The sequence below is a fragment of the Amycolatopsis sp. CA-211722 genome, from assembly GCF_056828465.1.
In genome coordinates this window covers 6,293,563-6,319,017 of the sequence record NZ_CP184752.1, presented here as the reverse complement: position 1 = coordinate 6,319,017, position 25,455 = coordinate 6,293,563, and the positions used below count along the sequence as shown (strand labels likewise).

The window sequence follows — 25,455 nt, the reverse complement described above, 5'->3', positions numbered from 1 at the left end:
CTACAAGGGGATGAATGAAGACCCTACTCAAGAAGGCGACGATCACTGCCGCGGCGAGCATGGTGATGTTCGGGCTCACCACGGTGGGCACCGCCTCCGCCGAGGCGGCGGCCATCACCTGCGACTCGAAGTCCAGCGGCAAGGACGGCCCCTTCTACCATGGGGAATCGGCCTCCTACGCCTACGACGACCGGTTCGGCAAGAGTCACCCCGTCCCCGCGCTGGCGACCAACATCCCCCAGGGCACGGCGACCTGGTCGAACTGGGACGGCTCGAACGACCTGATCCTGGTCACCTCGTACGAGTCGGGCCACCGCAGCGCGATCATCATCGGGATCGACGCCAAGACCGGCAAGCAGGTCGGGCAGGCGCTGCTCGCGTACTCGCACGTCGGCGGGATCGCCGTCTTCGAGAAGCAGGGCTGGGCGTTCGTGTCCGGCAAGGGTGACACGATCCGCAAGTACTCGCTGGCGAAGCTCAAGAACGCGATCAAGAAGTCGCTTCCCATCGAGCAGGAAGGAAAGGCGCAGACCGTCTACGCCTCGTCGTTCCTCACCAGCCACGGCCCGAGCGACACGCTGTGGGCGGGCAAGTTCGAAGACGCCAAGCGCGGATCGATGCACTCGTACACCGTCGGCGCGGACGGCAAGCTGGGCTACCGGCCGGGCTCGTGGGAGGTGCCGACGAAGACGCAGGGCCTCATCGTCACCAAGGATCTGTTCATCTACAGCACTTCCCACGGCAGGAACAACCGCAGCAACATCTACGTGGTCCGGCGCGGCGCCGGCGACAAGGACCTGGACACGGCCAAGAAGCACTGCTTCCGCGCGCCGAGCATGTCCGAGGGGCTGACGGTGTACGGCAGCAACGTCTACCTGGCGTACGAGTCCGGCGCGCACTACTACAGCAAGGCCGCGGACAAGCCGAGGAACATCATCTCGAACCTGCACAAGGCGTCACTGTCCTCTTTGGAGGCACTCGCACCACGATGAGACGCCGGTGACGGGCGAGGGTAGCCGCCCTCGCCCGTCACCGGAGCACTGGAGCGTCAGCGGTTCCGGTGGATGGTGCGGTGAATCCAGTCGTCGTAAGCGGGCACGCTGGTGTAGAGGCCTGGCCCGTTGGCGCACGGCACGTCGTCGTCACCCGGGCCGGAGGTGACGCCGATCAGCTCCCACTTGCCCCCTCTTCCGCGCTGGATCTGCGGCCCGCCCGAATCCCCCATGCACGCCATCGCACCCTGTTTGGGGCTCACCGTGCAGAGCCGGGTCCGGTCCGCGTAGCCGGGTGAGCACTCCGACACCGCCGCGCGGCGGGTGTCGAGCTGCTGGAGCCGTTCGGGGAACACCACTTTGGTGATGTCGGCGGTGTCGACCGTGGTGCCGAAGCCCAGCAAGCGGGTCGGCGTGCCGGGGCGGCCGGGACGCTCGGCGATGCGGATGGGCCGTTCGGGGACGGGGCGGTCCAGGCGCACCAGCGCGATGTCGTTCTTGTTCGGCTCTCCCGGCTGGTAGCCGGGGTGGCGCACCCAGCGATCGATCGTGCGCACGGTGCCACCGGAGGTCCGGTGCTCGCTGCCGACGCGCACCGTCCCTTCCGGCACGGCCGGATTGCGTCCCGGGTCGACACAATGCGCCGCGGTCACCACCCACCGCGGGTGGACCAGCACGGCCCCGCAGACCCCCTTGGCGTTGTTCAGCTCGGGCACGACCTCCGGGATCGAGGCCATGAACTCGTAGCGCTCGGTGGAGTTCTCCCCGTTCACCACGGCATGGGCGCTGCCAGGAAGGGCGATCGCGCAGACAGCACCTACCAGCGCGACACCGGCGGCGCGAACCAGGCGGCCACGCACGGAACCCGCTCTCGTCATACTTTTCCTTCGTTCGAGTGCTTCGAATCGGTCGGATTCAGCATCTCGGCCCGCCTCGTCCCTGGCCATCGGGCCAGCCGCCGACTCGTCGTGGCGGCTGCTCGACGCCGCGGGGTGGGGTTCTCCCTACCTCGCGGCGTCGAAGCCGTCACCAGCTCACGCTGAACTCGGCCGTCGCCCCGCTCCCCGTTTTCGTGAGTTTCCCGATCCGGCTCCGTCGTTCCGGAGACGGATCCTCGTGCGGGAGCAAGCTCGCGTCGGTGATGTAGTTCCACGAAGCCCACCACGAACCATCAGGCGCCGGGAACGCGTTGAACGCGCCGGGTCCCCGTTTGTTTCCGGGCAGGTTCTTCTTGCGGTACTCGGCGGGCAGACCGGGCCGGAAACGCGGCTCGCCGTCCGGGTCCGGCCGGTAGGAGAAGTACGCCCGCTGCCCGGACATCGGGGCGCACCGGTTGTCGGTGAGCGCGGGACCGCAGTAGGCGACGCCGGTCGAGTAGCGGTTCGCGTACCAGTTGTTGCCCGAGTAGAAGAGATACCAGTCACCGTCGATGCGGACGGCGTTGGGATTCTCGATCGTGAGGACGTCGTCGGCCGGGCTGTTGTGGTGCGTCCACCCGAGATTCGCGTTGTCGATGAGCTTCTTCGCGTCGGCTTCGGCTATCCGCCGCACGTGGCGAGGCCGGTCGAACTCCAGTTTCGCCGCCCCCAGGGCGGTGACTCGGTCCTGTGTCCACGCACCGTTGCGCAGGGTCAGCCAGACCTCGCCCTGTCCCCTGCTCACGTCGGCGTCGATCGCCCACCCGCGATCCGGGCAGAACAGCGGATCCGCGTTGGCGACGAAGCCTCCCGTGGCCCGCAGCGAGGTGGCGTAACCGATGCAGTGCTTCGCCTGGCCGGCGGGCTCGGGGCCGGGAAGAGCCGCGCTGTAGAAGACGTAGTAGACGACGCGGCCGTCCTCCTGACGCGCGAACAGCGCTGGCGTCCACAGTGGAGAGTCCGGTCTCGCCCAGTAGCCCGCGGGGAATGTGACACCGTCCCAGGCGTCGCCGTCGACGGCGCCCCGGCGCTGGAACGTTCCCCCGCTGAACTCGACCTTGGTGTACGGCAGTTTCCTGCCGGGGATGCTCGCGCCGACGGCGACGTAGGTGTTCGTCTCCGGCACCCGCATCAGATCCGCCGCCGGGAACCGGAAGTCCAGCGACTCGTCGCGAGGCCCGGTTTCGGCCGTCGCGGCCGGCACACCGGTCATCAGGCTGATGCCGCATACGAAGGCGATCAGGGCGCGTCGCATCATCGGGTCACCGTCACCCGGGCGCGCACCGGACGGTGGTCGCTCCCGTAGCCGCCGAGGGCGTCCACCGCGGACCCTGTCGAGTCCTTCTCCGCCCACACGTGGTCGATGGACCTGGTTCCATGGCTCGGAGCGCTGTAGGAATCGGCCACCCGCCGCAGGCCCGTCATCAGATCCGAACCCGGCTCGGCGTTGAAGTCACCCATGACGATCGGCTCGGCCGCGCGCGAGGAGAACCACTCGGCGGTCTCGCGGACCTGCAGGTTGTGCAGCTCACGGTTGAGGGCGAACCGCTGCGCGGACGGGGTCAGGTGCACGACGCCCACGACCCACTCGAAGCCCGCGCCTCCCACCCGTACCCAGTTGACGTACTTCGGCGGCACCCAGCAGCCGCAGTCACCGGGCTCCGCGGGGCCGGTGCCGGGTGTGGACGGGTCCACTTTGGACGCGGGCGAGATCTCCCGCGCGCCGTGCCCGGTGACGGTCAGGTCGCCGCGGACGAGGAGGGCGTTGTGCTTGACGGCGCGGCGGTCCGATTCGTAGATGGCGACGTAGCCCGTCGCGGCCGCGGCCTCCTTCACCACGTCCTCGCGGTCGGCGACCTCCTGCAGCCCGATGACGGCGGGGCGCTCGGTCTCGGCGAGCCGGACGAGATCGGCCCGGAGCCCGCCAGCGTCGCCCACGTTGTAGGTGACGACCTTGATCGTGCGTTCGGTCGCCGCCTCGGCGCCGGGTGCCGTGACTAGCGTCGCGAACGGCACCAGCAGCGCCAGCGCGAGGGTCTTGCGCCTCGAATGCTTCATGGGATTCCCTCCAGTGTCGATGACGGAGGGAATCGGACCATCGGGGGCGCGGCACGGGCAACGCTCCACGCGATCCCGTCATCTTCCGGAAAGAACTACTCCGGCGAAGGGTTCTCCCAGACGAAGGTGACCTTGTTGCCGGCCGGATCCACGATCTCGGTCAGCTTGACGAAGCCGAAGTCCTGGATCGGGCCGCATTCCACGCCACGCTCCGCGAGATCGCCGACGGTCTCGTCGATGTCTTCGACGACGATGACCACGGTGCTCTTGCCCGCGGGTTCCGGGTCGTGGGCGACCTGGATGCCCGCGCTCCCCGCGATCCGCCACTCCGCGACACCTTCCATGGGTTCGGTGTCGGGCCGCCGCCCGATCCACCGTTCGTACCAGGCGACCGCGGCGGCGTGGTCTGAGACCGGCAGCACGGCGTAGACATCCTTGAACCTCGGCACAGCGCGTCCTTCCGCTCGGGAACGCCGACCACTGTAGGCCGGTTTGTCCGAGTTCGCCTCGGCTTTACAAGGTCACCTTTACCCTGCTCCGCGTGACCGGGAGACGGACGATCAGGACGACCGCGCGGCTTTTCGCCATGCTGGCCGTGCTCACCGCCGTCGCCCTCTTGCAGGGGGCCCTGTGCAGTGACGGAGCGGCTGCGGCCGGCTCGCCCTGCGCTCCCCTGTTCGCCGCCGAAGCCACTCACACCACGAACCCCGCCGACGAATGCGCACCCGCGGGGCCCAGGCTGAGCCCTGCGGAACAGCCCGTTCCGGACGGTCACCTCGACGACGTCGCGGGGATCGGCATGGCACTGCTGGCCGCGCTCGTCCTGCTCGTCCGGCGTCATCGCCCCGGTGTGACGGGGATACCGCCGTCCTCCCCGGCAAAGCGTTCGACGGCCACACCACCGCTCGTCCGGCTCTGCGTTTCCCGCACCTGATCCGGCAGGCCCATGCCGCTTTCAGTTGCCCGGAACCGAGCCAAGGACACAATAGAATGAGCAAGAACACCAAGGTTTCCCTGACGGTCGTGGCCGTCGTCGTCGCGGTAGTGGCCGCGTTGCTGGTCGTCACCAATCTGGGTGAGGACACGCCGACCGCGCAGGTGGAGGCACCCCCGGTGGTGCCCGCGTCGATCCTCGTCCGGCCGGACAGCCATCGGCTCTCCGCCCCGGCGGGCGGCAAGGTGACCGTCGTGGAGTTCCTCGACCTCGAATGCGAGGCGTGCGGGGCCGCGTACCCCGGCGTCGAGCGTCTCCGCGCCGAGTACGGCGACCGGGTCACCTTCGTGATGCGCTACTTCCCCATCCCGAGTCACCAGAACGCCGAGCTCGCCGCGCGAGCCGTCGAGGCGGCGGGTAAACAGGGCAAGCTCGAACCGATGTACCGCTTGATGTTCGAGAAGCAGCCGGAGTGGGGCGACCAGCAGGTCTCCCACCGCGAAACCTTCCTCCGGTTCGCGCGCGAACTGGGCCTCGACCTGCCGGCCTTCGAAACCGCGCTGGACGACCCGGTCACGCTCGGGCGGGTGCTGGCCGACCGCACCGACGGCGCGAACATCGGCGTCGAGGGCACGCCGACGTTCTTCGTCAACGGCGTCAAGTTCCCGGGGTCACCGTCCTATCAGGGCCTCAAGGCCGTCATCGACCGGGAGCTCGCGAAATGACGCCGTTCGCCGTCCGGGTGACACCGTGGGTGCTGCTGATCGGCGGCGCGCTCGGCCTGCTGGCTTCGTTCGTGCTCACCGTCGAGAAGATCGCACTCCTCAAGGACTTCTCCTACATCCCGACCTGCAGCGTCAACCCGGTGCTCAGCTGCGGGTCGATCATGAAGACGCCGCAGGCCGAGCTGTTCGGCTTCCCCAATCCGCTGCTGGGGATCGCCGGGTTCAGCGTGGTCGTCACCACGGGCGCGGCCCTGCTCGGCGGAGCACGGCTCCCTCGCTGGTATTGGCTGGGCCTCCAGGTCGGCTCGGCGCTCGGTGTCGTCTTCGTGCACTGGCTGATGCTGCAGAGCCTGTACGTCATCGGCGCGCTGTGCCCGTACTGCATGGTCGTCTGGGCGGTCACCATCGCCGTCTTCTGGTACACGACGCTGTCCAACCTCCACAAAGGACCCGAGGTGAAGGCGGTGATCCGGTACCACAGCGTGGTCCTCGTGGTCTGGTACGCCGCCATCACCGTCGCGGTCCTGCAGGCCTTCTGGAGTTACTGGACGACGCTCGGCTGAAGGCGGCTCCGGTCGAGAGCGCGCAATCCCCAGGCGCAGACGGCGCCGATCACCGTCAGGGCGAGCCAGGGGAATTCCGGGAAGCCCGCCCGGCGCGCGAGGTCGAAGACGGTGCCGGTGAAGAGGTTGCCGAGGAGGATGCCGACGCCGACGATCGTGTTGTAGAAGCCGTAGTGCGTGGCGACCAGCCGGTCGCCCGAAAGCCGCACGACGGTGTCCATTTCGAAGGGGAAGACGACGACCGTGCCGACGGCCAGCAGCGCGGCGGACAGCAGCAGCCCGCCGCCGGCCGCGGCCGGCGCCGCCCGGGCGACCGTCAGCGGCGCGACGAAAGCCACGGCCATGAACAGCATCCCGACGGCGAGGCACGTGCCGGGCGGCCACCGGTCCTTGAACCAGGCCGTGATCTTGAGCTGTCCGGCGATCGCGAGGCCGCCCGAGATCACGAACAGCCCGGCGATGAGCACGGTCGCCGACGTCTCCGATCCGGCGATCCGGCGTGCCTCCATCGGCAGGGCGAGGTAGGTCTGGAAGGACAGCACGTACGAGCCGATCATGACCAGCGCGAAGAGCAGAAAAGACCGGTTCGCCGCGACGATCCGCCAGTCCGACCAGATCGACGACGTGCCCCTTTCGCTTTCGTGCGCGGGCAGCGCCCGGATCTGCACCACGGTCAGGACGCCGAAGACCGCGGCGGCGGCCAGGCAGGTCAGCCGGAAGTCGACGGCCGTCAGCGCCAGCCCGATCACCGGGCCGGCGAGGATCCCGCCCTGGTAGAACACGTTGAACACGGAGAAGGCCTCCAGCCGCCGCTCCCCCGCGTCCACCGCCAGATAGGCGCGGACCGCCGGGTTGAACAGCGCCCCGGCGAACCCGGTCGCCGCAGACGCGACGATCAGCGACGGCACCGACGACGTCACGCTCAACAGCGCGAATCCCGCGGTCCGGAGCACACATCCGGCGACGATGAGCGGTTTGTAGCCGAACCGGTCGGCGAGCGTGCCACCGACCAGGAACATGCCCTGCTGCGAGAAGTTGCGGATCCCCAGCACCAGGCCGACCGCCCAGCCCGCCAGCCCCAACGGCCCCGACAGGTAGCCGGCGAGGTAAGGCATCAGCATGTAGAAGCCGACGTTGATGGTGAACTGGTTGACCATCAACACCTTGCTGGGCCGGTCGAAGGAGCGGAACCGCTCGGCGAACCCGGTCACCGCGCGGGGTCCACGACCGTGCGGCACCGGGTCCAGCGTTCCACCACACGCTCGCCGGGATGCGCGATGAGATCCGGCTCGCGTTCCGGGACGACGTCGAGGAGGCCGTGTCCCGCGCAGTACTCGTCGTTGTAGACGGTGTCGAAATAGCGCTGGGGACCGTCCGGGAAGATCGCCGCGATCCGGACGTCCGGGTCGTGCGTGCGGGCCAGCCAGGCGGCCACCAGCGCGACCGCGCCGACACTCCAGCCACCGGTCGCGTACTGGGCGGCGGCGAGACGGCGGCAGGTCCACACCGCTTCCGCGGGTGCGACCCAGTGGACCTCCTCGAACGCGTCGTAGTCGACGTTGCGCGGATGGATGCTCGACCCGAGCCCGCGCATCAGCCGCGAGGTGGCAGGCTGCCCGAAGATCGTCGACCCGACGGTGTCCACGCCCACCAGGCGCAACCACGGGAAGTACCGTTGCAGCGCGCGGAAGGTCCCGGCCGAATGCCCTCCGGTGCCGACCGAGCACACCAGCACGTCGATCCGGCCCAGCTGCGCGGCGAGTTCGTCGGCCAAGGTCTCGTACGCGGCGACGTTGTCCGGGTTGTGGTACTGGTCAGGGCACCAGGAGCCGGGCTGTTCCCCCAGCACCCGCTGGACCCTGTCCCGGCGCGCCTGCTGCCATCCGCCCACCGGATGCGGCTCGGTGACGAGGTCGACGCGGGTGCCGTGCGCGGTCAGCATCCGCCGGACGATGGGCTCCATTCCGGGGTCGGTGACCAGGGTGACCGGATGACCGTGGACGATCCCGGCCAGCGCGAGGCCGAGCCCGAGTGTCCCGCTGGTCGATTCGACGATCATCGCTCCGTCGGCGAGCTCACCGCGCGCCTTGGCCGTTTTCACCATGTGCAGCGCGGGGCGGTCCTTCATGCCACCGGGGTTGAAACCCTCCAATTTGGCCCAGAAACCCTTGCCGGAGCCGGTGAGACGTTCGTCGATCCAGAGCACGGGCGTGTTGCCGACGGCAGGTGCCCGGTGCCGGGGCAGGACTGCGTTCATGGGGGGAGTCGTCTTTCTGTGCTGTGCGGACAGGACGGGACGGCGCGAGGCCGGTCACGTCCGTGAAACGCACAGCTCGACGAGCAGCCGGGGCCCGCTTCGGACGATCGGGAGCAGCCGGGTTTTCCCTTGTGTCACAGGAGAAACATCGGATACCGAGTGAGGCCGGACGAGGGGGACGGGCGGAACTTCCTCGCTTCGGACCGCGACGGCGGCGAGCGGGCGGGCGTGGACGTGTCCCTCGCGCGGCGGACATGACGAGTCGTGAGCGGCCGCCACGGCGAGGACCTCGCCGTGGCCGTCGTCCAGGCAGCCGACGGTGCCGGATCCCGCCACGACCAGCATCAGCAAAGCCGCGACGAGTCGACGAAGAGTAGCCGGGAAGACACTCACGGTTCCCACCGTAGCAAAGACTCCCATGAGCCGTAGTACTAGCCGTCTTAGTAGGACTTCACCGGGCGCTCACACCCGGACCCGTACTACTAAGCGCGATAGTTGACCCTGTGCGACAGGAGATTCGGCACCCGTGACCCCACACCGGCGCTCACTGCGGCATCCCCTCGCCGCCACCGCCGCCCTCATGATCCTCGGCTTCGGTACGCTCCCCGCGAACGCGCAGCCGGCACCCGACGGCCAGGATCCGATGCGGCGCTACCAGGAACTCGGCGCCCAGGCGGCCAAGGCGGACGAGGATCTGCAGGAATCCCAGGACCGGTTGAAGCTCCGCGAAAGCGAACGCGACCAGGCGACGGCCGCCGTCGGCCGCGCCGACGGCGAGCTCACGCGAGCGCGGTCGGCGATCGATCGCTTCCGGCCTCAGGTCGAGGCGATCGCGCGGTCCGCGATGAGCGGCGAGCGGCTCGGCAACGCCGTCCTGCTGCTCGACAGCGGCAGCAGGCAGGAGTTCCTCGACCGGTCCTCCGCCCTGTCGGTCCTCGCCGAGGAGAAGGCCAAGGCGTTGAACGGCCTGCGTGATGCGCTCGCGAAGGCGCAGACCGCGCGCACGACGGCGGAGGACGCACGGGAGATGGCCCAGCTCGCCGCCAACGACGCGACCTTGGCGCTGGACCAGGTCCGTACGCGCAAGAACGACCTCGACGAGCAGATCGCCAAGGTGCGGCAGGCGCTCGGGCAGCTACCCGCCGCCGACAAGGCGAAACTCGGCAAGGTCCAGGACAAGGGCTCGTACCTCGGCCCGCCCGGCGCCGCGAACGACGCGTTGCAGGCGGCGCTGTCCAAACGGGGCTCGCAGTACGAATGGGGCGCCACCGGGCCGAGCGAATTCGACTGCTCGGGCCTGACGTCGTGGGCGTACAGGCAGGCGGGGATCTCGCTCCCGCGCACCAGCCGCCAGCAGTACACCGCAGGAAAGGCCGTCCCGTTGGACGCGCTCGTCCCGGGTGATCTCGTCCTCTACGACGACGGCACCGGGAATCCCGGAGCCATCCACCACGTCGGCATGTACGTCGGCGGCGGCAAGATGGTCGACGCGCCCACCGAAGGCCAGCTGGTCGACGTCCGTTCGGTGAAGGGCGACGGGCATCTGATGGGCGCGCGGCGCGTCGTCGGCTGAGCCGGAGCGGCACAGTATCCTGGCCGGCGGAGGTGTCATGCAACGGCTGGGCGAGCTCGAAGCGTCGGTGATGGACGTGCTCTGGGAGGCGGCGGAACCCTTGCGGGTGCGCCAGGTCCTCGAGGCGATCAACCGGGATCGCGACCTCGCCTACACCACGGTGATGACGGTGCTGGACAACCTGCACCGCAAGGAATGGGTCGAGCGCGAAATGGAGAATCGCGCGTACCGCTACCGCGCCGTGGCGACCCGCGAGGAGGCCACCGCGCAAAGCCTGCGGGAAATCCTCGACGCCTCCGACGACCGGGAATCGGTGTTGCTGCATTTCGCGCGCTCGGTCACCGAAGAGGAGTCGGACATCCTGCGGCGGGCGCTGCGACGGAAGCCCGGCAAGCGATGATCCTGGCGGCGGTGCTCCTGCTCGGCGTGGTGGTGATCGGCTGGTACTCACCCCGGCTGCTCGGCAGGCTGACCGCCGGCGGGATCAGTCCCGGCACCGCGCTCGCGTGGTGGTTGCTGACCGCGCTCGGCGTCCTCGTCGGTACCCTCGGCGCGGTCCTGCTCCTCGTCCTGCCGGATCATGGGCCCGCCGGGGCCATCACCCGGATCCTTCACGAGTGCTGGGCCGCCGTCGGGCACAGCGGTCTTCCCGGCCTCGATCCGCTCGCCGGCACTCTCGCGGGCACTGCCGTGGCGATCGCGGTGGCCCGTCTCGCCGTGACCACCGCCCGGCGCCGGAAACGCAGCACGCTCCTGCACCGGCGCCATCTCGCCGTGCTCCGGTTGTCGGGCGCCCGGCCGGGGCCGACGCTGTGGCTGCCCGACGACCGGCCGATCGCCTACAGCCTCGGCGGCCGCGACGGCCTGATCGTCGCCAGCCAAGGCCTGGCGGGCAGGCTCTCCCCCCGCGAACTCGACGCGGTGCTGGCCCACGAACGCGCTCATCTGCGCGGCAGGCACCACTTTCTGGCCGGATGCGCCGAAACGCTCGGCCGCGTGCTGCGGTTCGTCCCGCTGATGCGCGAACTCCCCGGCGCGGTCCGGCTGCTCGTCGAACTGGCCGCCGACCGGGCGGCCGCGGCCGGGTACGGGCCGGAGACCGTGCGTTCGGCGCTGTTGTCGATCCACGCGGCCGGCGGCGGCGACACGGCGCTCCGGTTGCGCTGGCTGGCCCGGCACGCCAGCGGCCCGGCGCGATTCCCGGAACGGGTGCGGGCCATCATGGGCGGAGCGCTGGCGTTGTTCGCCGCGCCCGTGCTCACCGTCGGCCTGATGTTCACGGCGGGTCTCGTTTCCTGCTGGTGAAAGAAACGCGTTCGTCACCGATGCGGACGAACGGGTTCAGCGCGGACACCATCAGGTGATCCGCCGTTTTCGGTCATGCCAGTCCTTTTCCCGAACGGGCGTACGCACGTCGCTGACCGTCGTTCGCCGGTCGGCGAATCGGGGACGGTAAATCGCGCAGCCTCCACTCACACGAGTGAGGGCCCGCAATTTCATTGAGCCGGAAAGGCGAATTCCCAGCGCTACTCAAATGGCGGCATTCGGCCGGTGCCGCGTGTGCGTAACGTCGATCAACGTACTCACCTCGCACCGAATTCCGTGCACCCCATGGAGGTTTTCGTGATCCGACGTCCTCTGCGCACCCTGACCGTCCTGATCGGCGCCGCTACAGCCGTCACCGCCTTCGCGGCACCTGTCTCGGCAGCGCCCTCGGTGCTGACCGAAGCCGCGGGCCCCGCCGCGGTGGCCGCCGCCCAGCAGAATCTCGGCACCTCGCTCGGCGCCGCGTTCGCCGGCTCCTGGCTGGACACCACGACCGGCGAACTGGTCGTCGGTACCACCGACGCGAGCCGGTCTTCCCGGATCCGCGCGGCGGGCGCGATCCCGAAGGTACTCCGGCACAGTGCCGCCGAACTGAGCCGGATCCAGTCCACATTGGACAACAGACCCACGGGCCTGCCCGCGTCGGTCGCCGGCTGGTACGTGGACGTGCCGTCGAACGACGTCGTGGTCAGCGTGGTGGGCGGCGATCCCGCCGGCCTGGCGTGGGCCGCCTCCGCCGGGGTCCCGGTCCGGGTGGAACACGTGAAGAGCGCGCCGCGTCCGTTGTGGAGCGTGGTCGGCGGGCAGGGCCTGTACTTCGACGGTGGTGCTTGTTCGGTCGGGTTCAACGCCTACGACGACGATGATCGTTACGTGATCACCGCCGGCCACTGCACCGAACTCGGCGGCACCGTGCGCGGGACCGGTGGCACGATCGGCAAGGTCGCGAGGTCCTCCTTCCCCGGCAACGACTACGGGACGGTCAAGGTGACGCACTCCGACGTCTCGACCCCGCCCCGGGTCGACCGGTACGAGGACGGGTCCGACGTGCGGATCGAGGGTGCCGACGTGGTCGGCGTCGGCGGCCGGATCTGCCGGTCCGGGATCACCACCCACTGGCACTGCGGGCGGGTCGAGGCGCTGGACCAGACGGTGAACTACGGCAACGGGAACGTCGTACGAGGCCTCACCCAGACCGACGCGTGCGCCGAACCCGGCGACTCCGGCGGCTCGTTCGTCAGCCGCCCGTCGTCGGGCTCCGGCACGAAACTCGTGCAGGCGCAGGGCATGACCTCGGGCGGTTCCGGTGACTGCGACTCGGGCGGCACCACGTTCTTCCAGCCCGTCAAGGAGGTGCTCGACCGCTACGACCTGACGCTGGAAAAGGACTGATCTCCCGCGGTGAGGGGCGGCCGGCCCACCGGCCGCCCCTTGATCAGGCCGAGGAGTTCGACCGCCTCCACGGCCAGCGTCTCGATCTCGGCCCAGCGGCGGCGGACCCGCTCGTGATCGGCCACCAGCGTGCCGGAAACCATGCCCAGCAACAGATTCGCGTCCGTTCCGACCTCCGCCAGGCGCAGGAAGGGACGGCGGTCGTCTTCGGTTCCCGCGCCGTGCTCCGCGGCCCGCTCACGGGCTCGCATCCCGGCGTCGTGGCAGGCGTCGACGAGGAGGGTCCGGATCTCCTCCGGCCGGTTCCCCGGCCTCGCGGGAGGTTTCCCCATCAACGGGAAGATGTTCCAGGCCACCGACAGCAGGCAGTCGGCCACTTCGTCCATCGACTCCACGTCCACCGGGCGAGTGTTGCGGCCCGCGCGTCCTGCCAGGCGGAATGACGCGCGGGTCCCGCAGGGTCGACCCGATCGGGTGGCGTTCCCAGACCGGTTCTCGTGAGTGGACGGACGAAGCGTGACCCGGGACCGCACTCGCGTGATCAGAGACGTAACTCGCGTGCTTGGAGGCGTAACTCGCGTGATCAGAGGCCGAACAACGAGTTACGGCTCTGATCACGCGAGTTACGTCCCTAGTCACGCGAGTTACGTCTCTGATCACGCGTCCGTGCCGCTCAAGGGGCTCGGCACCGCCTGGTCGTCGGGGGTCCGCGCGTCGGCAATTCGCAGGCCGGCGATCAGTCCGGACAGACCCTGGTGACCTTCGGGCCGGAAGGCGAGGATCCCGCTGGCGAAGAACAACAGGTTCGCCAGCGGTTCGAATCCGCTGTTGGCCACCGACGCCAGGGTGAGCAGCGTGAAATAGCCGCCGGAGCCGGCCAGGAACCGCACGGCCATCCGCCACGGGGCGGGTTTCCCGCCATCCGGCCCGGCGGGACGCAACAACACGACCCGCTGGCCGAAGCTGGCGCCGTTGCCCGCGATGGGAACGACGAACAACAGGAGCAGGGCCGGCAGGAAAGTACCGATGAGCGCGGTCACCACGGTGTTCGGTTCGCCGGCGAGCAGGGTCGTCACGATCCCGACGGTGGTGCCGAGCAGGACGACCGAAACGACGTCGACGGCCATCCCGAGCAGACGGCGGCGCGCGGTGACCGGCCGAGGTGTTCCCGGCGGCGCGGACGGCTCGTTCCCCGGCAGCAGCCGCAACAACGGAGCGAGGCCGAAACCGATGGCGGCGCCGAGGGTGTTGGTCAGCAGATCGTCGACGTCGGCCAGCCGGTACGGACATTCGAACAGGAACCAGACCCCGGTCAGCTGCGTACCTTCGATGAACAGCGAGACCGCGAAACCGATCGCGACGGTGGCCGCGAAACCGCGCCGGAAGAGGTGCCGCACGAACATCCCCAGCGGCACGAACAAGGCGAGGTTGAACACCGCCTGCTGGGCGGCCGGATTGCGCAGGAACGCCCGCAGGCCCGCGCCGGTCTGTTCGCGGCGGATGTCGGCGACGAACTGGAACGGCCGCAGCTGCAGGTGACCGGAGGCGTGCCCGGCGCACGCGGTCGTCTCCGGAATGGGGAGCAACGTGTACGTCCACAGCGACATGGCGTAGACCAGGAACCCGAACACCAGCAGGACCCGCCAGAGCCCGAGCTCCCCACGGCGCCGGTAACTCGCGGCGATGTACGGGACGGCCAGGAGGCCCGCGAGCACGAAACCCGCGAACACCGCGATGACCGCGGAGATGGTCGGATCAGTCACTCGCGGAAGTTAACAACGCGCGCTCCGGCGCACCTGTCACACCACCTGGGCGGGTGATGGCGTCGGCCGGGGCGAGGGTGCGCTGATGCGCGAGCGCGGCGATGGCGAAGGTCAGATGGACGACGACCCAGTTGCGGTCTTCGCGATGGACCCGCTGCAGCAGGTCGAGAGAAGCGTCGCCCGGCGTACGGCCCTGACGGCAGGCGTCGATGAACGCCTGGGTCAGTTCGTCGACGTTCCTCCGGAACTCCGCGAAGGTGTCGGAGGGCTGGGCGTTGGTGCAGAAATCCACGGTCACGTCACAGAGCGTTCCATAGCGCGACACAAAGTTACGAATTGGCGGAGCCTGAATCACTCACGTGAGGTAGGCCTCGCGCGAATCTGTGCTCTGCGTCACGCCGAAGCGAGCCCGGCGGGCATCCGGCGTTCCCGTTCGGCCGCCTTCGCCCGGCGGGTGACCGGGAAACGCTCGTCGAGTTCCACCAGCAGCGGGGTCGCCGCCATCAGTGCCAGCAGAGCGAGCCCGGCGTATGCGCCCACGGTCGCGATGATCGTCATTCCGTCCTCCTCGGTCCCCGTGCCGCCTGTTCCGGCGGCCTGGAACCAGGATCGCCTCCCGGCCGGGGGTGGCGGATCGGTCATCCGGCGGAGACGCCTCGACCGGTCGGCCTTTTCGGCACTGTCCGATCGGCCGATCCCGGGCGGCGGTGCAGCAGGTCGAACCGCGACCACATGGCCTCGGCCGCCTCGATGGACTCGCCGGTGCGGACGGGGTCGACGGCGGCGAGTTGCGCGACGATCGCCTGCACCAGGCTCATTCCCGCGGTCAGCGAGGGGAAGAAGGTCACGCCCTCGGCGGGCACCATCAGCACCTGCTCGACCGCGGCCGCCAGCGCGGGGCTGGCCGCGTCCGTGATGGCGAAGGCACGCGCTCCCCTGGCCTTGGCCTCGTTCGCGGCGAGCACCGTGCTCTCGTACAGCCGCCAGAAGCTGATCGCGATGAGCACGTCTTCGGAAGTCAGTTTCGCCGTGGCGTTCGCGAGTTCGGCGTCGCCGGCCGTGATCGCGTGGACGTCGTAGCCGGCGAGCCGGGCGTTGTGCGCGAACGCGATCCCGACCGCGGCGTAGCTGCCATCGGCGATCACGACCGTGCGGCGCGCGCCCGTGACGGCTTCGGCGACCTGCCGGATCTCGTCCTCCGTGACCCGCCGATTCAGCAGAGCGAGGCTGTCGAGGTCGCGGCGCAGCGACGCCGAACCCGGCGAATCGACATCCCGGTGCTCCTCGGCCACCTGCGGGGCGCTCAGCGACGACATGTACCGCGCCCGCAGCTCCTGTTGCAGCGCCGGCCAGCCGGCGAACCCCAGTGCCTGCGCCGTACGGGTGACCGTGGCGACGTTGACCCCGGCGAGCTGGGCGAGCTCGGCCGTCGAGCCGAACGACGCCCGGCGCGGTTGTGAGACCAGCACTTCGAGCACCGCGGCCGCCTTCGGCCGCAGGCCGCGCTCCGGCGCGCGATCCCGAAGCCACGCCTCGAAACCGTCGTCGGTTCCCGTCCCTGTCACGCGCACCCTCCCTCGACGGCGTCACGGTAACGCATCGTGCCCGGCGGACCACTTGCAACACCCATTGCAGTTTTGACGAAACGCAGTATACGTTGTCCGCACTCTCGTGACTCCTCGTCGCCCGAACCACGGAAGGCGTTCCCCATGACGCTTCTGGCACGACTGGACCGGCTCCCGCTGAGCCGTCCCCATTACAAACTCCTGCTGATCGGCGGGCTCGGCTACACCTTCGACGGGATGGACTCCGCCGTCGTCGCCTTCCTGCTGCCGAGCGCGAAAGCCGCCTGGGGCCTCGACAACGGCCAGCTGGGACTCATCGGTTCGGCGACGCCGTTCGGCTTCCTCTTCGGCGCGATCGCCGCCGGGCTGCTGGGCGACCGCATCGGCCGCAAGAAGGTCATGATGTACGCGCTGGCCTTCTACGCGGTGTTCTCGGTGGTCGCCGCCTTCTCCCCCAACTACGAGGTCTTCCTCGGCGCGCGGGTGCTGGCCGGTGCCGGCGCGGGCGCCGAAAGCGCCATCATCGCGCCGTTCCTGTCGGAGTTCGTCCCCGCCAAACGCCGTGGCTGGTTCGTCGGCGCGCTGGCCGGGTTCTTCTCGTTCGGGTTCGTCATGGCCGCGCTGATCGGGCGGTTCGTCGTCCCGACCGTGCCGGAGGGCTGGCGGGTCGCGCAGCTGATCACCGCGCTGCCGATCGTCATGCTGCTGTGGTGGCGCCGGTCGCTCCCGGAATCACCGAGGTTCCTGGTCGCGAACGGACGTCACGCCGAGGCGGAAAAGATCGTCTCGAAGCTGGAGCGGGACGTCGAAAAGGCGACGGGGCAACCACTTCCCGCGGTCGCGGCGGCCGACGCCCAGCCCGCGACGGAGACCCCCAAGGTCAATCTCCTCAGCGCGCTGAAGTTCCTGTGGAGCCCGGCGATGGCGCGCCGCACCGCGGTGATCTGGACCGTGTGGTTCGTGATCACGTTCTCCTACTACGGCTTCTTCTCCTGGATCCCGACGCTGCTCGTCGAGCGCGGCATCACGGTGACCAAGAGTTTCGAGTTCTCCATCATCATCTACCTGGCGCAGATCCCCGGGTACTTCTCGGCCGCGTGGCTGTCGGAGCGGCTCGACCGCAAGCACACCATCGCGTTGTACCTCGCGGGCTCCGCGGTGAGCGCGTTCTGGCTGAGCCAGATGGACGCGCCGTGGTCGATCACCCTCGCCGGGGCGGTGCTGTCGTTCTTCCTCAACGGCACCTACGCCGGTGTGTACTCCTACACCCCCGAGGTGTTCCCGACCTGGATCCGGGCGAGCGGCACCGGGCTGTCCAGCGCGTTCGGCCGGGTCGGCAGCATCCTCGCCCCGACGATCATCGGCTTGTCCGCGGCGAGCCTCGGCTTCGCCGGTGTCTTCGGCATGACGACCGCCGTCCTGGTGGCCGGGGTGGTGGTCGTGGTCGTGTTCGGCCTGTCCACCGCCGGCCGCTCCCTCGAAGAACTGACCGAACACGGCGCGCCCGTGAAGACCGCGAAGGAGATGACGAAGTGACCGTGTCGCTGTCCACTGTGGAGGACAAGACCCGAGCCACGATCGGCGTACGGCTGTTCACCGTCCTGGCGTGGGTGCCCGAACGGCGGGCCCTGCGGCGCGTGTACAGCAGCCACCCCGTCGAGTACCCGGTCGGCGGCGAGAAGACCGTCGAGGTGGCCGCGGGGTGGCTGGAGCGGTGCATCACCGGCCAGGAGCCCTACTTCGGCCCGGACCGTGCGGCGGTGCGGGAGATCTTCGCCGACCACGAGCTCATCGACAGCCTCGGCTGCGGCGCGGTGATCAACGTGCCGGTCGTGGACGACGGCCGCACGCTCGGCGTCCTCAACCTCCTCGACGCGGAGGGCAACTACGACGACGAGTCCGTCGCGACGGCCCGATCCCTGGCACCGTTGGCGGTCCCGGCCCTGCGCGAGCTCCTGGAGGAGAACCGATGAACGGATCGCTGCTGCTGCGAAACGCCCGCCTGCTCGACCCGGTCACCGGCGAGTACACCGAGGGAGACCTCCGGTGCGCCGACGGCCGGATCGTCGAGGTCGGCGACGGGCTCACCGCGGACGACGCGCGGACCGAGGACCTGCGCGGCGCGTTCGTGCTGCCGGGGCTCGTCGACGCCCACGTGCACGTCACCGCGTCGACCGCGGATCTCGGGTCGCTGCCCGCGTCGTCACCGTCCTACGTGGCGGCGCACAGCGCCCGGACCATGAGCCGCATGCTGGACCGGGGCTTCACGACGGTCCGTGACGCTTCCGGCGCCGACTACGGCCTCGCCGACGCGCAGGCCGAGGGCCTCTTCCGCGGCCCACGCCTGCTGTTCTGCGGACGCGCGCTGAGCCAGACCGGCGGGCACGGCGACAGCCGGACCAGGGGCGCCAACACCAGCGAAGACCACCCGTGCTGCGCCGGCCTCGGCCGGGTCGCCGACGGGGTGGACGCGGTCCGCGCGGCGGCGCGCGACGAACTGCGCAAGGGAGCGCACCACATCAAGGTGATGGCCTCCGGCGGCGTCGCCTCCCCCACCGACCGGATCGACTCGACGCAGTACTCCGCCGAGGAGTTGCGCGCCATCGTCGAGGAGGCGGAGTCGGCCAACCGCTACGTCGCCGCGCACGCCTACACCGCCCGCGCGGTGAACCGCGCCCTGGAACTGGGCGTGCGGTCGATCGAGCACGGCAACCTGATCGACGACCTCAGCGTCGAACTGTTCCTGCGGCACGACGCGTATCTCGTGCCCACCCTGGTCACGTACTGGGCGCTGAAGGAGGAAGGGCGCGAGCACGGGCTGCCGGAATCCAGCTGGCGCAAGGTCGACGAGGTGCTCGGCGCGGGCATGGCCGCCCTCGAAAAGGCCGCCAGGGGCGGCGTGAAGATCGTGTATGGCAGCGATCTCCTCGGCGGGATGCACCGGCACCAGAACCACGAGTTCCGGCTGCGCGGCGAGGTCCAGTCCGCGCTGGAGGTGATCCGCTCCGCGACCTCGACGGCGGCCGACCTGCTGAACCTGACCGGCGAGATCGGCACGCTCGCGCCCGGCGCGCACGCGGACCTGGTGGTCGTCGACCGGGATCCGCTGGAGGACATCGGTGTCCTGGCCGAGCCGGAGAAGTTCCGGCACGTGGTGCAGGGCGGGACCGTGGTCTCCCCCTGACGCGTTTCGTCCTCTGCTTGCGGTACTTGCGCGTGCAAGTACCGCATCCAGAGGACGAAACGCGGGTCAGGAGATCCGCTGCGGGACGCCCCACGGGTTGTCGTCCCGCAGCGGCTCCGGCAGCAGGCGCGACGGCCAGTCCTGATAGGACACCGGCCGCAGGAAACGTTCCACCGCCGCGGTTCCGACCGAGGTCGACGCCGGGGACGTCGTCGCCGGGAACGGTCCGCCGTGCTGCATCGCCGCGGTCACCGCGACCCCGGTCGGCCAGCCGCCCCACAGGATCCGCCCGCTACGGCCGGCCAGCACCGGGCGGAGCGCCTCGACCTCGGACGTCTCTTCGGGTAACGCGTGCACCGTCGTCGTGAGCTGACCGGGCAGGGACGCCAGCACTGGCAGGACGTCGGAAAGGCGCGAGTATCGCACCACGACGCCCAGCGGACCGAAGCACTCTTCGGCCGCTTCCGGCACGAAATCCTCCAGAGCGATTTCGAGCAGCTGGGCACCGAGACCCCGGACGACTTCACGCATCCCCGGGATCGCGGCCAACCGTGCCGCGCCGGTCTGGAACCCCGCCGCGATGCGGTCGTTCAAGAACGGCGCGGCGGGCGCCTCACGCACCCGCTCGGCGGCGAGATCCACGAACGGGCTTTCCGAAGGCACGAACACCAGACCGGGATTCGTGCAGAACTGGCCGTTGCCCAGCGTCAGCGAACCGGCGTAGCCCGCCGCCAGTTCCTCCGCCCGCGACCGTGCCGCACCGGGCAGGACGATCACCGGGTTGACGCTGCCGAGCTCGCCGTGGAACGGGATCGGGACGGCCCGCTCGGCCGCGATACGTGCCAGCGCGAGCCCGCCCGCCACGGACCCGGTGAACGCGGCGGCCGCGATCGCCGGATGACGCAGCGCCTCCACGCCCGCGGCTTCTCCTTCGACGAGGCCCAGGAGCGCGCCCCACCGCCCGAGGGCTTCCACCACGACCGAAGCCGTCCTGCGGGACAACTCCGGATGGCCCGGGTGAGCCTTGACCACCACCGGGCAGCCGGCCACCCACGCCGACGCGGTGTCCCCGCCCGCCACGCTGAACGCGAACGGGAAGTTGCTCGCGGCGAACACCAGGACCGGGCCGACCGCGGTGCGATACCGGCGTAACTCCGGCCGGGGGCCGGACGGCCACGACGGATCGGCCCGGTCTATCCGGACGTCGTAGTACGAGCCGCTTTCCGCCGCGAGCAGCCTCAGCTGGAACGTCGTGCGGGCCAGCTCGCCGATCAGCCGCTTCGTCCCCAGCCGGGTCTCGGCGTCGGCGGTCTCGATCAGCGACGGCCCGGCCGCGTCCAGCGCGTCGGCCACGCCGGTGAGCACGGCCGTGCGCGTCTTCGGGTCGGTCGCGGCCCATTCGCCGGCGATCCCCGCCGCCGTCTCGATTTGCTCCATGCTTCCTCTCCTCAGAGCACGAAGCCCGCGGGGAACGGGTCGTCCGGGTCGAGCAGATAGGTGGCGTTGCCGGTGATCCAGGCGCGTCCGGAGAATTCCGGCACCACGGCGGGAACGCCGCCGACGGCGGTCTCGGCGACGAGCTCGCCGGTGAAGGTGGTGCCGATGAAGGAGCTGTTCTCGAACGGCGTGTGCAGCGGCAGCTCGCCGCGGGCGTGGAGCTGGGCCATCCGCGCCGAAGTGCCGGTGCCGCACGGCGACCGGTCGAACCAGCCGGGATGGATCGCCATCGCGTTCCGCGACGACCGCGCGTCCGACCCCGGCGCGAGGAACTGGACGTGCTTGCAGCCACCGATCAGCGGGTCGGCGGGATGCTTCGGCGGACGCTGTTCGTTGATCGCCGCCATGATGTCCAGCCCCGCGGCGAGGATCCGGTCCTTCTCCGCCCGGTCGAACGGGATGTCCACTTGGGACAGTTCGAGGATGGCGTAGAAGTTGCCGCCGTAGGCCAGGTCGTACCGCACCTCGCCGAGGCCGGGCACCTCGACGACGGCGTCTCGCTCGGCGAGGAACGACGCGACGTTGCGGAGCCGGACCCGGACCGCGCGGCCGTCCCGGACCTCGACCTCGGCGTGCACGAGCCCGGCCGGGGTGTCCAGCCGCACGACGGTCTTCGGTTCGGTCACCTCGACCATGCCGGTCTCCACCAGCACGGTCGCCACACCGATCGTGCCGTGCCCGCACATCGGCAGGCAGCCGGACACCTCGATGTACACCACGCCCCAGTCGGCGTCCGGCCTGGCGGGCGGCTGCAGGATCGCGCCGCTCATCGCCGAATGGCCGCGCGGCTCGTTCATCAGGAACTGCCGCAGATGGTCCATGTTCGCCATGAAGTACCGGCGGCGTTCGGCCATCGTGTCGCCGGGGATGACGCCGACCCCGCCGGTCACCACCCGGGTCGGCATGCCCTCGGTATGCGAATCGACGGCGGTGATCGACCGGATCGACCGCACCTACGCCACCCCCAGCGAGGCGAGCGCGCGGCGCATGTCCGCGGTGACCTGCTCGCGGTGTTCCTCGGTCAACGCGCCCCGCGGCGGCCGGCACGGCCCGCCGTACCGGCCGACCAGGTCCATCCCGAGTTTGATCGCCTGGACGAACTCGGTGCGCGAGTCCCAGCGGAACGCCGCCACCAGCGGTTCGTAGAGCGCCCTGGCCTCTTCGAGCTTGCCGGAGCGCGCCAGGTCGAACAGGCGCACCGACTCGGCGGGGAACACGTTGGGGAATCCGGCGAACCAGCCGGTCGCGCCCATCAGCAGGCTTTCCAGCACGACGTCGTCGGCGCCGCTGATCACGTCCAGGGCCGGTGCCTGCTCGCGGATCTCCAGCACTCGCCGGACGTCACCGGAGAACTCCTTGACCGCGACCACGTTGTCGATCCGCGCGATCTCGGCGAGCAGCGCGGGCGTGAGGTCGACCTTGGTGTCGATGGGGTTGTTGTAGACCATCACCGGCAGCCCGACCGACGCCACCGCTTCGAAATGCGCGAGCACCTCGCCCCGGTTCGCGCGGTACATCGTGGGCGGCAGGCACAGCAGGCCGTCGGCACCGTCCTCGGCGGCCACCTCGGCCCAGTACCTGGCCTGATGCGAGCCGGGGCCGTGCACGCCGACGACGACGATCCCGTCGTCGCCGACGGTTTCGATCGCGGTGCGGGCGACGCGGCGGCGTTCCTCGTCGGTCAGCGACGAGTATTCGCCGAGCGAGCCGTTCGGGCCGACGCCCCGGCAGCCGTTGTCGACCAGCCACCGGCAGTGCTCGGCGTAGGCGTCGTAGTCCACGGCCAGCCCGGCGGGGGCCGAGGCGTCCGCCCGGTACGGGAGGGCGGTCGCGACGACGACGCCACCGAGGTCGGGGGTGCTCATCCAGGTTCTCCTTCGGTTCGGGCGGCGAGTTCGCCCAGCCGGATCGGCTGGACGATCGGGCGGTGATGCCGTTCGGTGCCACCGCAGAGTTCGGACACGGTCGGACCGCACATGCGGCCCTGGCACGGGCCGAGGCCTGCCCGGGTGCCGAGTTTCAGCGCGTGCGGGCCGGGACGGGCCGGGTCCTCGGCCGCGCGCGTCAGTTCGCCGTACGTCGTTTCCTCGCAGCGGCAGACGATCGTGTCGTCGCGCAGCCAGCTTCGCCAGGCCGCGCCGATGGGGTGGGCCGCGGCGAGGCGTTCGGCGAAGCGCCGGGCCCGGTCGCGAGCCCGGATCAGCCCCGGCGACGGCTCAGCCCCGGCGGCGGCGCGGCCGGCCACCGCTCCCTCGGCCGCGGCGGTGACCGCGCCGCCGATCCCGGTGATCTCCCCCGCGGCGAAGACACCGTCCACTGTGGTCCGTTGGGCGGCGTCGACCCGCACGAATCCCTCGTCCAGGACGCATCCGGCCGCGACGGCGAGATCCGGCTGCGGGACGAAACCGTGCCCGACACAGACCGCGTCGACCTCGCAGGTGCGCTCGGTGCCGTGGACGACGGACCAGTCCGCGCGGACGTCCGCGGTCACGACCTCGCGGACGCGATCCGTCCCGCGTGCCTCGATCACCGCGCGGCCCATCCGGTACGGGACCCGATGCCTGGCCAGCGTCGCGGCGTACCGGGCCAGTTCACCCGCCTTCCCCGCTTGCGCGGCGAGGGGCCACGGGCGGGACGACCATCCTTTTCGGACGGTCGAGAACGGATTCGCCTCCAGCACCGCGACCACCTCGGCCCCGACGCCCAGCAGCGATTCCGCGACCGGCAGCAGGAACGGCCCGGCCCCGGCGACGAGGACCCGCTCACCGATCGCGACCCGCTCCCCTTTCGCCAGTGCCTGCGCCGCGCCCGCGGTGTACACGCCGGGCAGTTCCCAGCCGGGGAACGGAAGGGTGCGGTCGTGGGCCCCGGTCGCCAGGATCAGCGCGTCCGGGACGACGGTCACCCGGCGCCGTCCAGCGCCGTCGGACTGTCCCCGCAGCACATGCAGCGCCTTCTCCGCGCGATCGAACGCCCAGACGGTGGAGCCCGGCCACCACCGGCATCGCGGATGCGAAAGCACCCGGCGCCGCCGGTCGAACTCCCGCCATCCGTGCTGGACCCGCTCGGGACGCCGCGCCGCGTAGGCCTCGGGGAGCATCCGGTGGTACTGCCCGCCGGCCTCGTCCGCCTGATCCAGCACGGTGACCCGGGCACCGCCCCGCAGCGCGTGTTCGGCCGCCGCGAGCCCGGCGGGCCCGGCGCCGACGATCACCACGTTCACGCGGTCTCCTCCCGGGACTGGGTGCGGATCTCGTCCCCGTCGGCGGCCGGGCGGCGGCACGCGCGGACGTCGGGCACGTCGTTCACCGTGAGCAGGCAGTCGAAACACGCGCCGATCCCGCAGAACACGCCGCGTGGGGCGCCCGAGCGGGTGGTGCGCCAGGAGATCCGGCCGGCGGCGAGCACCACGCCCGCCACGCTCTGGCCCGCGATCCCGGTCACGGGTTCGCCGTCGACGGTGATCCGGATCGGCCGGTCGGTCCGGCCCACCGGATCGCGATCGCGCGGCACGAGCCACCCGCTCATGCCGCCACCACCGCCGGACGGTCCACGGTGAACTCGTCGACCGGCATCGCGGGCTCCGCCCCGGTGAGCAGTTCACGCAGCAACCGCGCGGTGCCGACGCTCAGCCCGATCCCGGCGCCCTCGTGCCCGGTGGCGTGCCAGAGATTCCCCAGCCGCGGATCCTCGCCGAGCACCGGGAGGTGATCAGCGACGTAAGGCCGGAAGCCGCCGTACGCGCGCATGATCGCGACGTCGGCGAGCGCCGGGAACAGACGCAGTGCCTTGGCCGCGATGGCACCGAGCACGTCCGCGCGGATCGTGTCGTCGAACTCCACCCGGCGGCGTGACGACCCGATCAGCACGGTGCCGCCCCAGGTCGACTCGACGACAGCGGAGGTCTGCAACTCACCAGAACCGGCCCCGACCGCGCCGACGTAATCGGCGTCGTACACCTTGTGCCGGACGACGCCGGGCATCGGGGTGGTCACCAGCACCTCGCCCCGGCGCGGCCGGATCGCGATCGCGGCGCCGAGACGCGCCGACACCTGGCCCGCCCACGGGCCCGCGGCGTTCACGACGACGTCGGCCCCGATGACCTCGCCGGGCACCCGGACGCCGGTGATTCGTCCGTTGTGGACAGTGGCGCCGACGGCTTCGGTGCCGGAGCGCAGCCGCGCGCCGTGGCGCAGCGCGGAGCCCAGCAGGGCCAGCGCCGCGCCCGCGGGCTGGACTTGCGCGTCCTCCGGGTAGTGGAACGCGGCGGTCACCTCGCGGGTCAGCGCGGGTTCGGCGTCGGCGAGTTCCTTGCGGGACAACGGTTCCGCACGAACACCGGCCTGCGAAGCGGCGAACGCGGCGAGCGTGCGGGCTCCGTCGTCCGTGGTGGCGACGACGATGCCGCCCTTGGGGTCGTATTCGATCGCCGAGGCGGCGCGCGCGTCCTCGTCGGCGATCTCGGCGACCACCTGGGGCCACAACGCTGCCGAAAGCTTGGCGAGTTCGAGTTCGGCGCCGGGCCCCTTGTCGGAGACGAGGATGTTGCCCTCGCCGTGCGAAGTGGTTCCCCCGGCGGGACGGCCGCGATCCACGACCACGACGTCGAGGCCCGCCCGGCTCAGCTCACGGGCACAGGCGGCGCCGACGATACCCGCGCCCAGGACGACCACGCGCGTTCGGTTCATCGACCCTCCAGCGTTCGGTAA

At 70.4% G+C, this 25,455-nt stretch carries 28 protein-coding genes; 11 read left to right on the top strand and 17 right to left on the bottom strand.

Annotated elements, in window-relative coordinates:
* Positions 1-14 precede the first annotated feature (14 nt).
* Positions 15-992 carry a hypothetical protein gene (locus ACOCEP_RS29830; protein WP_482332406.1) on the top strand — a complete coding sequence of 326 codons (978 nt, stop codon included), beginning with the start codon at positions 15-17 and terminating at the stop codon, positions 990-992.
* Positions 993-1,048: 56 nt separating this feature from the next.
* On the opposite strand, the gene ACOCEP_RS29825 is transcribed toward ACOCEP_RS29830, so the two are convergent.
* The 4 genes from ACOCEP_RS29825 to ACOCEP_RS29810 all read right to left on the bottom strand — a co-directional run bounded on the left by ACOCEP_RS29825 (position 1,049) and on the right by ACOCEP_RS29810 (position 4,416).
* On the bottom strand, positions 1,049-1,870 hold the full coding sequence (locus tag ACOCEP_RS29825) for a S1 family peptidase (protein ID WP_482332405.1): 822 nt from the start codon (positions 1,868-1,870) through the stop codon (positions 1,049-1,051).
* 148 nt (positions 1,871-2,018) lie between these two features.
* The gene (locus ACOCEP_RS29820) at positions 2,019-3,167 is read right to left on the bottom strand and encodes a family 43 glycosylhydrolase (protein ID WP_482332404.1); all 1,149 of its coding nucleotides are present in this window, start codon (positions 3,165-3,167) and stop codon (positions 2,019-2,021) included.
* Entirely contained in the window at positions 3,164-3,967 is an 804-nt protein-coding gene (locus ACOCEP_RS29815) for an endonuclease/exonuclease/phosphatase family protein (RefSeq protein ID WP_482332402.1), read from the bottom strand. Before ACOCEP_RS29815 ends, ACOCEP_RS29820 begins: the two co-directional genes overlap by 4 nt.
* A gap of 95 nt (positions 3,968-4,062) precedes the next feature.
* Positions 4,063-4,416 (bottom strand): VOC family protein, encoded by a 354-nt coding sequence (locus ACOCEP_RS29810; RefSeq protein WP_482332401.1) that lies wholly within the window; start codon positions 4,414-4,416, stop codon positions 4,063-4,065.
* A 92-nt stretch (positions 4,417-4,508) separates the two neighbouring features.
* Here ACOCEP_RS29810 and ACOCEP_RS29805 point away from each other — a divergent pair, with 92 nt between their 5' ends.
* From ACOCEP_RS29805 to ACOCEP_RS29795, 3 genes are read left to right on the top strand one after another with little or no spacing between them, the layout of a single operon-like run.
* Positions 4,509-4,901: a hypothetical protein gene (locus ACOCEP_RS29805; protein WP_482332400.1), complete on the top strand. Its 393-nt coding sequence runs from the start codon at positions 4,509-4,511 to the stop codon at positions 4,899-4,901.
* Positions 4,902-4,957: 56 nt separating this feature from the next.
* Complete coding sequence (locus ACOCEP_RS29800; protein ID WP_482332399.1) at positions 4,958-5,626, top strand: DsbA family protein; 669 nt, start codon at positions 4,958-4,960, stop codon at positions 5,624-5,626.
* A complete protein-coding gene (locus ACOCEP_RS29795) occupies positions 5,623-6,189 on the top strand; it encodes a vitamin K epoxide reductase family protein (protein WP_482332398.1) in 567 nt (188 codons plus the stop codon). Before ACOCEP_RS29800 ends, ACOCEP_RS29795 begins: the two co-directional genes overlap by 4 nt.
* Here ACOCEP_RS29795 and ACOCEP_RS29790 read toward each other — a convergent pair.
* Together ACOCEP_RS29790 and ACOCEP_RS29785 are read right to left on the bottom strand one after the other, a co-directional pair.
* Entirely contained in the window at positions 6,168-7,400 is a 1,233-nt protein-coding gene (locus tag ACOCEP_RS29790; RefSeq protein ID WP_482339845.1) for an MDR family MFS transporter, read from the bottom strand. The two genes, ACOCEP_RS29795 and ACOCEP_RS29790, sit on opposite strands and share 22 nt — an antisense overlap.
* A complete protein-coding gene (locus ACOCEP_RS29785) occupies positions 7,397-8,446 on the bottom strand; it encodes a PLP-dependent cysteine synthase family protein (RefSeq protein WP_482332397.1) in 1,050 nt (349 codons plus the stop codon). The genes ACOCEP_RS29790 and ACOCEP_RS29785 overlap by 4 nt, the downstream gene beginning before the upstream one ends.
* A 526-nt stretch (positions 8,447-8,972) precedes the next feature.
* On the opposite strand from ACOCEP_RS29785, the gene ACOCEP_RS29780 reads away from it, so the two are divergent.
* The 4 genes from ACOCEP_RS29780 to ACOCEP_RS29765 all read left to right on the top strand — a co-directional run bounded on the left by ACOCEP_RS29780 (position 8,973) and on the right by ACOCEP_RS29765 (position 12,737).
* Positions 8,973-10,019: a C40 family peptidase gene (locus ACOCEP_RS29780; RefSeq protein ID WP_482332395.1), complete on the top strand. Its 1,047-nt coding sequence runs from the start codon at positions 8,973-8,975 to the stop codon at positions 10,017-10,019.
* Between the two features lie 37 nt (positions 10,020-10,056).
* Positions 10,057-10,419 carry a BlaI/MecI/CopY family transcriptional regulator gene (locus ACOCEP_RS29775; protein WP_465422089.1) on the top strand — a complete coding sequence of 121 codons (363 nt, stop codon included), beginning with the start codon at positions 10,057-10,059 and terminating at the stop codon, positions 10,417-10,419.
* Positions 10,416-11,324 (top strand): M56 family metallopeptidase, encoded by a 909-nt coding sequence (locus tag ACOCEP_RS29770; protein ID WP_482332394.1) that lies wholly within the window; start codon positions 10,416-10,418, stop codon positions 11,322-11,324. The genes ACOCEP_RS29775 and ACOCEP_RS29770 overlap by 4 nt, the downstream gene beginning before the upstream one ends.
* A 318-nt stretch (positions 11,325-11,642) precedes the next feature.
* Positions 11,643-12,737, top strand: coding sequence for a S1 family peptidase (locus tag ACOCEP_RS29765; protein ID WP_482332393.1), 1,095 nt, complete (start codon positions 11,643-11,645; stop codon positions 12,735-12,737).
* Here ACOCEP_RS29765 and ACOCEP_RS29760 read toward each other — a convergent pair.
* The 5 genes from ACOCEP_RS29760 to ACOCEP_RS29740 all read right to left on the bottom strand — a co-directional run bounded on the left by ACOCEP_RS29760 (position 12,710) and on the right by ACOCEP_RS29740 (position 16,065).
* Complete coding sequence (locus ACOCEP_RS29760; protein ID WP_482332392.1) at positions 12,710-13,138, bottom strand: hypothetical protein; 429 nt, start codon at positions 13,136-13,138, stop codon at positions 12,710-12,712. The genes ACOCEP_RS29765 and ACOCEP_RS29760 overlap by 28 nt on opposite strands.
* A gap of 255 nt (positions 13,139-13,393) precedes the next feature.
* On the bottom strand, positions 13,394-14,500 hold the full coding sequence (locus tag ACOCEP_RS29755) for a VanZ family protein (RefSeq protein WP_482332391.1): 1,107 nt from the start codon (positions 14,498-14,500) through the stop codon (positions 13,394-13,396).
* Complete coding sequence (locus ACOCEP_RS29750; RefSeq protein WP_482332389.1) at positions 14,493-14,798, bottom strand: hypothetical protein; 306 nt, start codon at positions 14,796-14,798, stop codon at positions 14,493-14,495. Before ACOCEP_RS29750 ends, ACOCEP_RS29755 begins: the two co-directional genes overlap by 8 nt.
* A gap of 95 nt (positions 14,799-14,893) precedes the next feature.
* On the bottom strand, positions 14,894-15,058 hold the full coding sequence (locus tag ACOCEP_RS29745; RefSeq protein WP_482332388.1) for a hypothetical protein: 165 nt from the start codon (positions 15,056-15,058) through the stop codon (positions 14,894-14,896).
* Between the two features lie 80 nt (positions 15,059-15,138).
* Complete coding sequence (locus ACOCEP_RS29740) at positions 15,139-16,065, bottom strand: MurR/RpiR family transcriptional regulator (RefSeq protein WP_482332387.1); 927 nt, start codon at positions 16,063-16,065, stop codon at positions 15,139-15,141.
* 144 nt (positions 16,066-16,209) lie between these two features.
* Between ACOCEP_RS29740 and ACOCEP_RS29735 the strand changes: the two genes are divergently transcribed.
* Genes ACOCEP_RS29735 through ACOCEP_RS29725 form a run of 3 tightly spaced genes read left to right on the top strand, consistent with a single transcriptional unit; the run spans position 16,210 to position 19,249 of the window.
* Positions 16,210-17,601, top strand: coding sequence for an MFS transporter (locus tag ACOCEP_RS29735; RefSeq protein ID WP_482332386.1), 1,392 nt, complete (start codon positions 16,210-16,212; stop codon positions 17,599-17,601).
* Positions 17,598-18,038, top strand: a complete 441-nt coding sequence (locus ACOCEP_RS29730) for a GAF domain-containing protein (RefSeq protein WP_482332384.1) — start codon at positions 17,598-17,600, stop codon at positions 18,036-18,038. Before ACOCEP_RS29735 ends, ACOCEP_RS29730 begins: the two co-directional genes overlap by 4 nt.
* Positions 18,035-19,249, top strand: coding sequence for a metal-dependent hydrolase family protein (locus ACOCEP_RS29725; protein ID WP_482332383.1), 1,215 nt, complete (start codon positions 18,035-18,037; stop codon positions 19,247-19,249). The genes ACOCEP_RS29730 and ACOCEP_RS29725 overlap by 4 nt, the downstream gene beginning before the upstream one ends.
* Positions 19,250-19,315: 66 nt before the next feature.
* Here ACOCEP_RS29725 and ACOCEP_RS29720 read toward each other — a convergent pair whose 3' ends face one another.
* From ACOCEP_RS29720 to ACOCEP_RS29695, 6 genes are read right to left on the bottom strand one after another with little or no spacing between them, the layout of a single operon-like run.
* Positions 19,316-20,686 (bottom strand): aldehyde dehydrogenase (NADP(+)), encoded by a 1,371-nt coding sequence (locus ACOCEP_RS29720; RefSeq protein WP_482332382.1) that lies wholly within the window; start codon positions 20,684-20,686, stop codon positions 19,316-19,318.
* 11 nt (positions 20,687-20,697) lie between these two features.
* Positions 20,698-21,699, bottom strand: a complete 1,002-nt coding sequence (locus ACOCEP_RS29715) for a proline racemase family protein (protein ID WP_482332381.1) — start codon at positions 21,697-21,699, stop codon at positions 20,698-20,700.
* Positions 21,700-22,611: a dihydrodipicolinate synthase family protein gene (locus ACOCEP_RS29710; protein WP_482332380.1), complete on the bottom strand. Its 912-nt coding sequence runs from the start codon at positions 22,609-22,611 to the stop codon at positions 21,700-21,702.
* A complete protein-coding gene (locus tag ACOCEP_RS29705) occupies positions 22,608-23,969 on the bottom strand; it encodes an FAD/NAD(P)-dependent oxidoreductase (protein WP_482332378.1) in 1,362 nt (453 codons plus the stop codon). The genes ACOCEP_RS29710 and ACOCEP_RS29705 overlap by 4 nt, the downstream gene beginning before the upstream one ends.
* The gene (locus tag ACOCEP_RS29700) at positions 23,966-24,274 is read right to left on the bottom strand and encodes a (2Fe-2S)-binding protein (RefSeq protein ID WP_482332377.1); all 309 of its coding nucleotides are present in this window, start codon (positions 24,272-24,274) and stop codon (positions 23,966-23,968) included. Before ACOCEP_RS29700 ends, ACOCEP_RS29705 begins: the two co-directional genes overlap by 4 nt.
* Positions 24,271-25,434, bottom strand: a complete 1,164-nt coding sequence (locus ACOCEP_RS29695) for an NAD(P)/FAD-dependent oxidoreductase (RefSeq protein WP_482332376.1) — start codon at positions 25,432-25,434, stop codon at positions 24,271-24,273. Before ACOCEP_RS29695 ends, ACOCEP_RS29700 begins: the two co-directional genes overlap by 4 nt.
* Between the last annotated feature and the right edge of the window lie 21 nt (positions 25,435-25,455).